This is a genomic window from Desulfosporosinus sp. BICA1-9 (genome assembly GCF_000802135.1).
Genome location: NZ_JUEE01000125.1, coordinates 1 through 12,862, shown reverse-complemented (window position 1 = coordinate 12,862; position 12,862 = coordinate 1). Strand labels below are relative to the sequence as shown.

The following is a 12,862-nucleotide window of genomic DNA, read 5'->3' as shown; positions in this document are numbered from 1 at the left end:
TTTATCAAAATATCCACGAAATTCTTCCCAAATCATTTATAAAATCACTACTGATATTAAGATTAAGATAATGAATAACTACGGAGGCTTTTCCTGACCCGAATACAAAAGAAAAACCCGGTTACCGTTTGACTGGCTAACCGAGCTACTTGAGTTTATGATGCTCTTTCCTTAATTCTTCAATCAGCTTCATTGCTTCCTTGCCGCTTTCATTTATCCTTCTAATACGTTCTTCCGAACTGAGATCCTTTGTTTCTTCATAATGCTTTTCACGGATTTCATTTATTTCCCTTACTACCGAAGGCTCTTAATACATCATAATTCCTCGCCAATCATGCTTTCTGGAGTCAATATTTCAATTCCCTTGTATCCCAACATCTTATTAAGACTATTAACGCCGATAATGGCCTTATAATCGATATTGCGGTAAGTCCTTGAACAATATGCGGCACTTCCTTCTCTTATCGCTGGTTTCTATTGTTGTTTGAAAATCTATCAGGAAGCGGGATATCATAGGGTAAACCCTTGTCATCGCTGGCCATCGGTAAAGCCACATAATCTTTTCCATAGTTAGCAGCATCCATAAACCATTCGTATGATTTTCCTTCAGCATTGCTGCTTTTTCGTGGATAATGAATGGGGTATTTGTTCGCAGGGCTCGACAAAATTGCTTTAAGATCAATAAACGGTTCTGCGTTGGCTAGGCCGTCATTGTATAGGTTTTGAAAAATGTCGAGATAATGTTGAATCGAATTGGTTTCATCAACTACCCCTTTATCCTTAATACTTCCATACCGCTTTTTGAAATCATAGCGCATCATGGCCTTAACCTTGATCTTTACGCTGCCCATTCCCAAAGGCTTGCCGTACCCTAAGCGGTGAAACATCTCTTTCTCCAGTTGTAAACTCCAAAGGAGGGCACCAAGCTCCTCTTCTGAAAGGTTAGAGAACCGAACCGTAAACTCGAAAACGTTCCCACTCTTTAAGGCTCCTCTAATTGTCCTCTTCCTTTTCGGGACATCAGCTTTTTTAAGATAATCAGCTTTCTTAGCCTCAGGATGGTGCCGATAGTACTTTCTCCCCCTTAAAGTATGTTCAGCCTTCTTGTATCCCTGTTCCTTCGGAATGAAATTTGCCATATTTGGCTCAGCTTTTTTCTTGAGGTAGAAAAAGGTTGTGGTGGGCTTAGGACTCGATAGCTCTTCTAAAACGATTTCCTCCATTATATTTGGCTCGGTACCGACTAAGTGAGCATTATCAAAAAATACATTCCCCGCATAAGCGACAGGATGTTTCTCCTCAGTTTGGGCATCGGTCTGTTGACTGTCGTCATGAGTATTGCCCTTTACCCACCCGAAAACACGACAGGCAGGACACAATGACTCGAACGAATTACAGGGAAAATTTCGCGCGTTGAGCAGATCAATGGGTTTACTAGGATACTTAGTGCGACTCAAGTATACCGGCACTACATGTCTTACCCTATCCTCCTCAAGCTTACAATAAACCAAATCTCCCTCTTTTAATTGGTTACTATCTTCGAGCATGAATTTGCTAATATCTGGATCATGTAAGTTGACCAGCCCGTAGTCATCTATACCCCTGTCTTTAATTTGTTTCTTCGTACTGTCGATATCCTCGGCATTTAACTTCTTGTATTGTTTCACCATCTCTTCATATCTTTGTCTAATTTGAGGCGGCAACGGTTTAGTTTCTATTTGACCGAAATAGAAACGCTCATCATGCTTGTTTTTAATGTTCTTTCCCGTCACATTTATATAACCCTCGGCCAACTTGTATCCTTTGCCTTTATATTTCTCTTCCAAAGCCTTGCGCGCTTCAGTTTCAGCCGTAATCTTGTAAAGCTCGACGACCCGCCAGCACCGAATCGGTTTTTTAGGATGCTGCTCTGGTTTAATCACTGCCCAGGCTGGTTCTCCGTGGTTAAGGCCTTTAAAGTCCACTTTATCCTTGTGCCAGTCCATTCCGCGAGGCTGATAACGCCGAATCCAAGCAGCTGGTTGCATGGAGCCTTGTCTATTATAACCTGAAGGGAGTTCTGGAACGGTAAAGACTTGTAAAAAATATTCTTGACCCTCTTTAATGACCCTAGCTGCTTGAAGCCCGTTCGAATCTTGCCTCGTCGTCATTCTTCTCCACAAGTATTTATCATCGATAATACTGTAACAAGAATCCGTAACTGTCTCAAAAATATTTCTGACCATTCCTCTCAGGCTGGAGGCTGGAATGACCGGCTTATGATTAATACTAAAGAAATCGAACCTTTGATGACCATTATTAGTTTCGGGTTGTCCGTTACCGATAAATAGCGGGGTTTCCACTGTGAGGTGACAGACAATTTCGCCCGTTAATCCCTCATAGCATTGATGTTTCTTGGGGGTACCCTTTTCGAAAAAAGTATTCTTTTGCGGAGACAGAGTCCTCACAAAATTGTAGGGATTATAAAATCTCGTTGGGGGGGCATCAGGCACAAGGGAACTATGCTTCTGGCCCTTATCTACCTTTGGTGCAGCCAAAACTTTTTTCACTATGACTTGTATGCCTTTCAGATCTATTTCCAGCTCCATGCCTATTTGCGGCTCAATACCCAGACCAGTAAAAGTATGCCTCGTAATATAGAATGTCTCTGAACCAGCAACAAGCTTGCCGAACCCCATACTGGAATTGTACTCAGATATTCTCCCTATCATTGTAAACCCTCCAAACTTCTGTACCAAGAAAACTGAGGCCTACCGTAATATGAATAAACATTCGTTTTTATAATCGCTCTTTTCCCGCTAATGGGATAATTAAGGTTCGCTGCTGCAACTTTAGCCTCTTTAAATTTGTTTCCTCTCCATTCACCCCACAAATAGAGTGTCTCTTCATGGACGACAAGTGAAGCAATTCCACCACTCTGCCAGAAATCAAGCGAAGCAAATTCAGCAGGAAAGTTACTTTTTCGACCGACAAAACGCCAAAATAACGTATTCTGGTCGCGCCGGATATCAAGATCTCCACCCGCACCGAAAAAGCGAACTCTTTCTAAGCGTTCAAGTTTTACAAGAGAAGCATCGCTTGGGGTTGTGAGATCGCTTGATTTAATTAATTCACATCCATTGGAGTATTCGAAAATTGCCCAATCTAAAGCCTCTGGCAAGTTGGTCAGAAATTTGGGGCACTTCTCAGTTAAAAAATTGCCACCCATGATCTGCAAATCATCTTTGGTTATTACGTTCATTTTGCCCCCTCCTTTTCAACGCCCTTCTCCCTAGAAGCCCCTTCTTGTTTGACCTTCTGTGTAAAAGCCTCGATATAGGTATCAACCTTTTCATCTTCGAGCAACGAGGCAAGTGAAAGCTGTTTAGCCTTAAGGACCCCAGAATCTTCTAAGGTACCAGAAATCTCGGAGTTTTGGGGTAACAATACTGTTGTGTTCTTGACTTCTATTTCAGCTCGTCCGAAACCTTTAGCAGAACCGGAACCGATCATTGCCAGTCCATCATTGAGATCCCGAATTGTCAGCAACAACCAACCTATTTCCCAATCCTCCGGCTGCTCGAGAACAAACTCCAGCTCATACCTCGGTCTGTACACCGCAACAGTGTCAAATTTTTTCCCATCTCTACCGCCGCCTGTAAAACGGTCAATGGCCAAAAAATCCTGACTATACATCGCGGCCTGACTTTCAACTTCGAATGCTTCCTGCCCATCACGAATTTTCAACCTACTTCCCTGTTCTTTGTCTCCAAAAAGATCACTGGCCAAGCTGAGAAGTTGTTCAGCTGAATCCCCAATTATTGATTGATCGCTGACTACGGTCCTCACAATGCGCTCTGCCTGGCTTCGCAATACGCCTCTCAAGCTTGAGCCAGGCAGATAGGTGTGCAATTGATCTCGTATTTTAAGCATATGGGGAACAGAATCAAAGCTCGTTCCAATTCCGATATAGTTGTCTTTAATAAGCAGCCCTTCATCAAATCGGATGAATCCTTTAATGCTCATCTGATCGATACTACATGGTTGATAACTATTTATTACAAAGATGAGCCGCTCCTCATACCAGTTATGAATTTCATGACCAATGTTAAACCAGTCATCTTCCTTCAATAACTTTATTAATTCCTGAGTATCCCCTTGGAGACTTTTTAGATATTTAGCGAATACTTCCTTCTTCTGATTGGAATCTTTAAGTCTGATCCTCCCTAAACCCCGAGAACTTTTCCCACCGATACTAATGCGACCAAGATCGATTTCGCTAATTAACACTACCAGCATCGCTTCTTCCAGCTCGGTCAGCTGATTGCCTTCAATTCTTAAGATCACGTCGGTCTCTGGTGGGATCGTCTCATAGTCGAATTTAGCTGCCTTGACCACGGTTCTGGTTTCCCGATCAATACCTATCCCATCCCGAAGCAAGGTCTTATCACTCAGCATAAGCTGAGCATCATCTACCATTATCTTTGACGTTTGAGGAGAGTCTTTTTTAGCATCAGGGTTAATTTGCCCAAATAGGCTACATACAGCGCAAGTGCATAATTGCTTATTCTTAGAATCAAAGGCTAAACATTGATCGAGCATGAATAGCCTGGGAAAAAGCCTCGTTGCCCTTGCCCGGAGAACTCCCGCCAATGAGGAACCGGGAATAATATATTTTCCGTCAACCCTGCGCATTAGTTGGTTATCTACGAGTCCCTCATTATCACCCGAGCCGATATGTATTTGAGTTACAGTCTGAAAATGTATCTCTAAGATCAACTTATCCATTGATTTCCCCCGCTTTCTCACAGGCGATGATATGAGAGGCAAACCACTCAATTGTTCTTTTCCAAAGCTCTTCGCTTTGTTCCAGGTTATGATCAGCGAGTTTCCTCTTTAAGATTTCGTTAAGTGCCTCAATTTCCTCATTAGCCAATCGGACAAATTCGGCTATCCCGTCTCGTTTATCGCGTGCACTGATACCAAAACCTTCTAAGATATTTAGGGTTCCATATAAACATAGTCTTTCTTTAAGCTTTTCTACATTTAAATGTTTATGGTTATTGAGCCATCGAGCTAACGATCGATCAAAGGACTTATCAAGAGTGCGGTTGAGATATCGGGTATGCAGTCGAGTCTTGATCTTTGACCACACTTCAGGTTGACTTGAGTCACTGACATAATAGGGATTTCTTACGCACCTGATCCCATGTGAAAAGTCCTCCATGTGGTACACCACATGGTTGAAAGCAACCCTGCCAAAACCTTCATGGGTTCTAAAGCCCATACCCTGCTGCTCAATTCCGGATAGTTTGACCAAAAGATCTGTCAATTCTCCTGAGACCACTTTAAAACCTATCGCTGAACCTGCTTTAATTGCCATATCCCTAAATTTCGGCAGTCCAGTTATCCCGCTAAACCCTTCGATTTCTTTCAATGAAACAAAAGCCTGGATCATTTCTACTTCTAACGATAGCATTTTAGACAAGACAGCGGAGTCAAAACCGGAAATACATCGTCCCCACGGATCGACTACGATAGTATCGGATAAGAAATATAAGGTCACTGAATCCAACGACTTCACCCTCTTTTCGATTGGTTCAGGGTTTAGTTTAGATTCTGGGCAAGGTTCAAGGTGCATCTTTACTCTTCCATAACCACGTGTGATTCCTTTTCCAATTAAGAGTTCGGATTCATAACCCTCATTTTCATTTTCCATCAACTGTAAGATCTGTTTGAGATGTTCTGGATCATGAGCATAGATCTCCCCATAATAAAGAGAACCTGCGGGGAGTACGTTATAGGCGTAAAAGCTTCCGTCATTTGCCCGACGCTCATTATCCTGCATGGCCAAATGAGGCTCGTAGTTTTTTTGACTTTCTAATTTTTGCACCTTGCTCCCGATGTTCCAACGAACCGGCAGGAAGCCCTCGACATTGATCAAGGGTACCTCTGCTAGTCCTTTCGAACAGATCAAGCATTTATAGGAGCTAGTCTCTTGTAAACACGCGTACCCTCTTATCTCATTTTCATGGCAATAAGTGGAAAAATTTGGTTTTCTCTTGCATGTCAGCATATCTTGAGGGATCGGAATAGTCGGCAACAACGAACTGCGGTCTACCTCATCAAGTACGACCGGATAGAGAGGAGAAAAGACGAGACCCCCGCGCTTAAACAGATGAAGAAAATCGTTATATGCTTCACCCTCGATCGAATTTTGTTTTATGTATTTATTAGCAATTGCCCCTAAGACAGTGGTTCCCGGAATATAGTTCAGTGTGTCATATTCTGTCCCATCCCTTCCGCCATTTGTGATAATGATCGGTTCCAGGCTTTTCAAGACTACCCTATATCGATGGGAGGTATAGGTATAGGTATTGGCTATTGTTTGCTTCGCAACTGTTAACCCAAATGTAGTCTCTCGTTGCTGTCCTTCAAGCATTCTCTTCAGGTGCTCAAAAAGCTCCTCTTGGGTTATGGTACGCTCGATTCCTTGGATAGATTTTAGTGTAAGCAAACATTTACCTGCCCCGCGGTTGATACCACTGCCTAACGAGCGGATCAGGCGTGCAGTTGCTAAGAGCAGAGCTGCTTCATCCTTTTCTTGACCCGGTTGACCAATATGCTCTACCTCGAAGATAAACTCGATCCCGGCACTTCCAAACTCTTTGTTAAAAAACTTTTTGTCCTGCGCCCGCCGTGAGACAGGATCGATTCTGACCCCCACTCGGACATTGGAAAATCGACTTTCGCCAACCTGAATATTCATCAGATCATCTTGAACCATTTCAGCCGAACGAAACGCCCAACTCTTAATGTGCTGTTTATTTTCGAAAATCTCATTGATAGTTTGCTGGAGTTGTGGAGCCAGCCGACCAAGCTCTTGCCCAGCTGAACGAAATAAGCCTGCTAGGGTCGATCCGCGTAGAGATGGTCGTCCTGTATGATCTCTGAATAAAGCTGAATCAATGTTCTTCCCTAATCCTGCTCCGGTAGAAACATGGTAATCGGTTAATAACTTAACTGAAAAGACCAGCTTAAGGCTCATTTCTCCAACTCCTCCTTATCGTCAGCCAAGTCTGAAGCATAATCCCAAAACTCCAGTAAATCCGGGATCCCTGAGCCAAACTTGGAATCATTACTTCTCATGTAAAGCTCTTCCTCATTATCGCTTCCTAAAGTTACAAGAGCCTCATACAGAAGCGTATTGATGCTCGGATTGATACTCGTTCTTTGCCTAAAATATCTAAAGTCTGAAATCCAGTTATCCTTAGCTTGTGATCTGGGACGCTCAGGCAATACGGAAATATCATAGAATTTATGCCATTCCGCAAGTCGCGAACTTGGAACATCCTTTAGTTTCGATCGATAACTGATCAATTCCTTTAAGGATAAATGTCTCCTGCTTGCAATGTCTTCAGTCGAATAGGGTTGAAGACTAGGCTGATAGTGTCCCTCAAGCCGATGATTTGCCTCCGCGACCCCAAAAGAGATAAGGCTCCGACTCACTTGATCAGCGTTTATCCCAACTCGGCCTGCTTTTGCCGCTACTTTAGATTGATTAAGGAATTTATGCGCGTGATCATAAGCAAGGGTATGGGGATATTTTGCTTTACAGATCACCAGTCCAAAGCAGATCCCAGCCTTCTCACCCTGCAAGCCATTTTCACGCTTAAACGTCTGCATTCTGTCAATATATAAGCTGGTAAACATTCGAACAAAGTCTAATGAATACGGGGCAGCCAGTTGTATATAAATATCATCGCCACCTAAGATTAATGGAACAACCAGGCAAATCACTTCGAAAGGTTTACCTGCGGCAAATTCTTCTTCATAAAGCTTCACAATCATGCGCGCAGTCACTATGGCAATTGTCTCATTAATTATTTTCGGCAGCTCAGTTGATAAACTTTTCATTTGTGCTTTATTACAAGTGCTAAACAAAACACCCATGTCATTGCCATCTGCTACGATATAAGCAATATTATTGCGCACTTTGTAGCTGGCAAGTTCCTCAACTTCCTGAGGCATACGAAGCGTAATCTGATCTTTTTGTGTTCCCTGAAAACAGTTTTTCACATGAGCAAGAAAATTTGATTTAAAGTGTGACTCTTGAGCCAATTTTAATTTGTTATTACAGCTCCGGCAGAGGATCTTTCTTTTGTCATGAACAGTATTGTCATTATTGCCACTGATCTGCTGGTAATTCTCGATCTTTTCGTTCCCTAAACCGCTCCCACAAACATCACAAATGTTCACAAACGGATTATGCTGATTTACTGAGATGGGCAGGGGATTATTCTTCATTTTCCGAAGTTCTAATTGAGCCAGGACTGATACCTCTCTAAAGCTATTTTCGTCGTTGATGGGGAGCGGTTTTGTCACCGAGATGGTTCCACCTATTACAGAAGCGTAATCCTCGGCTAATCTCATCCCCCAGTGCTCGCAATCTTCATACTTGTTGAAAATAATCCGAAAGGCACCACCATCGGCAATAATAATGTCCTCTTCCAGAATCCCGAACTCCCTCAATTCTTCTGCCTTTTCATTACACCAATTGGTGAGCAGTTGGCTCCCCCCGATGATTTCAGCCAAACGTGTTGCCTTAAAGATCGTTTTTTGTATCTGATCTGCTTCGGCAACTAAAAGAAATTTAGTCAATCGAATTCACATCCTCCGGTATAAAATCCAGCTGAAGTGCTTGTTTAAGGGAATTCCAAGGGATTATCTCTTTGACAGCATTATCCACATAAGACCTATCCTCCTGTGGTAAAAAATACTTCAAATAATTTTGGAGGTTATTCTTAGCGATCCTTAACGACTCGGTAGCCATCTCCTTTGGAATTGGTAAAACCCCATGAACAGTCTTATTTCTAAATAAGGATAAATTCTTCGCGTCTTGTAGCATTCTCTGATAACTAACAAATTCATCACCCATTCGATTGCGTAAAATATCAAAGAAAAGCACATCAAATGTATAATTGTATTGTATATTCGCTGCTACTCCATGATCTAGTAAGGTAATAAAGAGACTCAATCCACCGTACCCAAGAAAGGAATCAATTAATTCTCTTGGTTGTAAATGTTTCTCATAACGATAGACTCTGGATTTTATTAGAAATTCAGAGACGGCACTTGTTTTTAGAAAAGAAGAACGATAGTCCGAATAGTCCGAAATTAATATCTGGGCTTTGTTTATTTCATTTTGAACATATAGTGCGACAAGTTTAGGGTTAGAAAGAATTTGCCTATCTAATCTTTTACCAAATCTTTCGATAATATCGGTGTCACCTTTCTTTAGTAGTAAGACCATTTCTTCAATACTTTGACCACCTAATTGCCATTGTTCAATATCAAAGATTAAGTTTGGAACCATTTCTCTTCCTATCAAATTTGCTATCTTTTTATAACTAATTCGGGCAGTTTTAAAATCAGACATATCCCAAAACTTATACATTTCCAGGATTGATTTTAGATTATTAAGCTTATTAATTTCATCAGGATCAAACTTTCTAGAACCTTCTAGTCTAGATGATTTTAGAATATTTTGCTGCAGAATTTCTAAAGCCGCCGGAAACGAATACTTTTCATATAAATCTTGAACTCGTGCCCAGTCCTTTAAAGCATACTCTTTGATCGGATTTTTTAACATATCAGGATAACATGAGAAACCATAAGGTCGTTGACCTTGCTCATCATATTTGTAAAAATCAACATAGGTAATTCTTGTATTATTATAGGCAGCATAAAGAAACGCCCCGGATACCATCGATTTCTTTCCGCCCGTAACATCGATGATCAGATCTTTACACCCCTTGCAATGAGAATGCAAAAATTCATATACCTCATTGGGTCCCTCACCAGAAAGTATTCCATGCTTCATCTCTACAGTGTAACTATTACCATCCATTTCTTCATCTGCAACGCTAACCTCCTTAACAGCCTTCTGAATAATTCCCTTCACTCTAGGTGCTCTGTCTTCTCCAGTCTCTCTTCCATAGTTTTCATTTAAAACTATTAAAACTCTTGGAGGTTTTATTAAGCAAATTAACAAAATTAATGGTTCTAAGCTGTATCCGACTATAAAAACAAGCGTCCCCACGTTAATTTTTAGAGTTTCTCTGCTTTGTCTAATATAATCAAGCTCATAGGGCAATAATTCATGAATATAGTTCGAATAATATTCCACATAATTAGTACCACGAGGATAACCTTTCCAAAACGCCTCCGTCTCAGCGATCATCTCTTCTTTACTAATTGGCATCAAACCCACCTCATAATTTCAAAAGATTTTCTTGATAAGGACAATATCTGATGTTCTCTGTCGTCATATGTCGCGGTTTTCTTTAATCTTGAATTTCTTTAAGACATTACTTGATTTTCCCCCCTATTACCATTTTCCTGACTATTATCAAGAATTGTGAAATGCACAATGGACTGTGTATTTGCTTCCTTCTCCACGAAACAGGGTTCTATAGGCCACGACCGGGGAGAGTGTGCGTACACAAATATTCTCATCTTGCATTTTTCGCCTTATTTGTTCACAAATTTTTCTTTGTAGATTTTTCTTAAGGGCATATACTATATATAAAGAATTCTTGATATCTAAGGAATTGAAAGGAGTGATATTAATGAACCTTGCCAAGGTATCTGCAAACGGTCAGGTCACAGTTCCCATAGAAATTCGCCGTAAGCTTATGCTTAAGGAAGGAGATAAGCTACTTTTTATTGAGCGGGAAAATGGAGAAATCGTGATTAACAATGCGTCAGCTACGGCCATTCTGAAAGCGCAAAAGGCATTTGAAGGGGTGGCTGAAACAGCCGGTATCCAAGATGAGAACCAAGTGCAGGCTCTTGTTGATGAGGTACGCTACGGAAAGAACTCAAAAAAATGAAGATATTAGCCGATACAAACATCCTTATATCTGCATTGCTTTGGCCCAATTCTAAACCTGCCGCCGCTCTGCTCCATGCCGCAAGGTATCACGAACTGGTGCTCTGCGACCATAATATTTTTGAACTGCGGGATGTGCTCGAGCGTAAGGCTCCACAGGCGTTGGCAGATGTTGATGTTTTCCTTGCCGAGCTTGGCTATGATTTAGTGCTTGCACCTGAATATCCACAGAAGCTGATTAGCGATCCAAAGGATCAGCCGATTCTCAATGCTGCAATTGTTGAAAATGTAGACATTATTATCAGCGGGGATAAACATTTCTTGCGGCTTGATATGGAGCGCCCACGCACAATGAATGCAGCGCAGTATCTGGAATGGCTTGAAACGGAATAATTATTGATAAGTTCTTAAATTTCTTTTTCAGACTTCACGTCTTACTTACCCTAGCGATGTCACCCCTCCCCATCACCTCCAAACATCCGCACCCCTGTGAATTCTTACTCCCCAGTCCAGCATCAATGGCAACTTGAAGCAACTCAGGCGGTCCAGAAAGTTCCATCATCCCCGAGTATCCTTTGATGATTCCTCCTTTATACTCCAAAATGTGCATCTTTGGATTATTGAGCATATGAAGGTTAACCCCCCTTCGCTCACCTTCTAGCTGATCACTGGCGTTGTTCATGGGATAGGAGCTTTCATTTTCATCCTTTTTCTCTACTTGATTCCAAGCTCTGATCCCGTCCCATTTCTTCAGGAGATTTTCAGACACAATGCGCCTAAATTCCGGCTCCCCAGGCTGCAGATAGACTGTGTATTTGCTCCCGTCTCCACGAAACAGGGTACTATAAGCTACGACAGGTGACAGTATGCGCACGCGAATAATCTCGCTTTGCACATTCGGGTGTGAGACTTGAATCCCAGTAATCTCTGCACAGATCCCGCCGATTCTTAACGTCAACTGTTTTAGCAGTCCCCCTGCGATAGAGCTTAGAATATCGTTTATCGGTGAGGAGACAATCCAATTGGCTCCTTCAGGGAAACGGATAAACTGTTTATCCTTAGATAACTCATAACGTCCCAATAGCTTTGAGAATGTAAAGAGCCGAAAAATCCGTCCATCTCCTTCGAACCCTTGCGAATGGACCTGATCTGCGATTCCACCTTCCATTACGTGATAAATCGCGCTTTGGAGCCAATAATGATAATGGATTGGGAACCCTTCCGTTGGTGGAAATTTCAGGCTTATATTCAACCTCATAATTACAACTCCCCTTATCGTAGTAGAATTTTCTCACCTACTTTAAGTTTACATTATTAGTTAGACATTTTTCTGTTATCTTTGGCAAAAATCCCAGATTACTAAGTATTTAGGTAATTCTTTTATTTCCCATGAAATCCTTTATTTTTAAATTTGGCTTAGTTAAACTCATCGTCACGACCAACATCTTCGCGACCGATCTTCTTGTCCAAAAGTATTAATGACAGCATGTCAATCCCCAGCTTCTCCCTCAATACCTCCCGCATGCCCTGCGCAGAAATCGGCCTGCCTTTTTCCCCAATTGGAAGAGCCAGGTGGGAAACCCGATGGCTTTTCTGGCGAATTTGGGACCGTACATACGCCGGTACTCCTGCAGACCGGCCTCTACCTGAACAACGACAGCGTCCGCCGCGATTTCCCAGCCTGAAGTATCCGAAGCTTCGGGGATGCGCTCATGCTCACCATTCCTTACTGCGTATCTCCGCCGGGACGAGCTTGCCTGCTCCACGTCTCATCCTTAAGCCACACATTCAAAAGATCGTAAACTTTATTCTTATAAGTGATATACGTCTCCTTGTCATTGGGGGCGATTTGGAGCAGCTCATGCTTCACATCCTTAATGGTTTTATCCAGGTTTTCACAGAGGAAGGCGATATGGTTGGCCCTGACCTTGAGCGAGGTATTAATGAAGTTCGTTTTCATCCTCTCGTAGCCCTTGGCGGATGAGCTTT

General features: G+C 42.0%; 9 protein-coding genes and 1 pseudogene. 2 read left to right on the top strand and 8 right to left on the bottom strand.

All coding sequences use genetic code 11. From position 1 onward, the window contains the following. Positions 1-461 precede the first annotated feature (461 nt). The 6 genes from JL57_RS14890 to JL57_RS14865 are packed head-to-tail and all read right to left on the bottom strand — an operon-like array spanning position 462 to position 10,243. A complete protein-coding gene (locus tag JL57_RS14890; protein ID WP_034142817.1) occupies positions 462-2,711 on the bottom strand; it encodes a TIGR03986 family CRISPR-associated RAMP protein in 2,250 nt (749 codons plus the stop codon). Further along, positions 2,708-3,241: a hypothetical protein gene (locus JL57_RS14885; protein ID WP_034142816.1), complete on the bottom strand. Its 534-nt coding sequence runs from the start codon at positions 3,239-3,241 to the stop codon at positions 2,708-2,710. Before JL57_RS14885 ends, JL57_RS14890 begins: the two co-directional genes overlap by 4 nt. After that, entirely contained in the window at positions 3,238-4,767 is a 1,530-nt protein-coding gene (locus JL57_RS14880) for an RAMP superfamily CRISPR-associated protein (protein WP_034142815.1), read from the bottom strand. Before JL57_RS14880 ends, JL57_RS14885 begins: the two co-directional genes overlap by 4 nt. Beyond that, complete coding sequence (locus tag JL57_RS14875; protein ID WP_034142814.1) at positions 4,760-7,027, bottom strand: RAMP superfamily CRISPR-associated protein; 2,268 nt, start codon at positions 7,025-7,027, stop codon at positions 4,760-4,762. The genes JL57_RS14880 and JL57_RS14875 overlap by 8 nt, the downstream gene beginning before the upstream one ends. After that, complete coding sequence (locus JL57_RS14870; RefSeq protein WP_034142813.1) at positions 7,024-8,640, bottom strand: Cas10/Cmr2 second palm domain-containing protein; 1,617 nt, start codon at positions 8,638-8,640, stop codon at positions 7,024-7,026. Before JL57_RS14870 ends, JL57_RS14875 begins: the two co-directional genes overlap by 4 nt. After that, on the bottom strand, positions 8,633-10,243 hold the full coding sequence (locus tag JL57_RS14865) for a hypothetical protein (protein WP_034142812.1): 1,611 nt from the start codon (positions 10,241-10,243) through the stop codon (positions 8,633-8,635). The genes JL57_RS14870 and JL57_RS14865 overlap by 8 nt, the downstream gene beginning before the upstream one ends. Positions 10,244-10,610: 367 nt before the next feature. On the opposite strand from JL57_RS14865, the gene JL57_RS14860 reads away from it, so the two are divergent. Then, on the top strand, positions 10,611-10,874 hold the full coding sequence (locus JL57_RS14860; protein ID WP_034142811.1) for an AbrB/MazE/SpoVT family DNA-binding domain-containing protein: 264 nt from the start codon (positions 10,611-10,613) through the stop codon (positions 10,872-10,874). Further along, entirely contained in the window at positions 10,871-11,266 is a 396-nt protein-coding gene (locus JL57_RS14855) for a putative toxin-antitoxin system toxin component, PIN family (protein WP_034142810.1), read from the top strand. Before JL57_RS14860 ends, JL57_RS14855 begins: the two co-directional genes overlap by 4 nt. Before the next feature lie 34 nt (positions 11,267-11,300). On the opposite strand, the gene cas6 is transcribed toward JL57_RS14855, so the two are convergent. Then, positions 11,301-12,131 (bottom strand): CRISPR-associated endoribonuclease Cas6, encoded by an 831-nt coding sequence (gene cas6, locus JL57_RS14850; protein ID WP_034142809.1) that lies wholly within the window; start codon positions 12,129-12,131, stop codon positions 11,301-11,303. Positions 12,132-12,599: 468 nt separating this feature from the next. Then, positions 12,600-12,862 (bottom strand): annotated as a pseudogene (locus tag JL57_RS34540) (preprotein translocase subunit SecA); the annotation flags it as partial.

Excerpts from the sequence above, each read along its gene's own strand:
- JL57_RS14880 (WP_034142815.1), bottom strand. The coding sequence starts at position 4,767 with ATGGATAAGTTGATCTTAGAGATACATTTTCAGACTGTAACTCAAATA.
- JL57_RS14855 (WP_034142810.1), top strand. The coding sequence starts at position 10,871 with ATGAAGATATTAGCCGATACAAACATCCTTATATCTGCATTGCTTTGG.
- JL57_RS14875 (WP_034142814.1), bottom strand. The coding sequence starts at position 7,027 with ATGAGCCTTAAGCTGGTCTTTTCAGTTAAGTTATTAACCGATTACCAT.
- JL57_RS14865 (WP_034142812.1), bottom strand. The coding sequence starts at position 10,243 with ATGCCAATTAGTAAAGAAGAGATGATCGCTGAGACGGAGGCGTTTTGG.
- JL57_RS14890 (WP_034142817.1), bottom strand. The coding sequence starts at position 2,711 with ATGATAGGGAGAATATCTGAGTACAATTCCAGTATGGGGTTCGGCAAG.
- JL57_RS14885 (WP_034142816.1), bottom strand. The coding sequence starts at position 3,241 with ATGAACGTAATAACCAAAGATGATTTGCAGATCATGGGTGGCAATTTT.
- cas6 (WP_034142809.1), bottom strand. The coding sequence starts at position 12,131 with ATGAGGTTGAATATAAGCCTGAAATTTCCACCAACGGAAGGGTTCCCA.
- JL57_RS14860 (WP_034142811.1), top strand. The coding sequence starts at position 10,611 with ATGAACCTTGCCAAGGTATCTGCAAACGGTCAGGTCACAGTTCCCATA.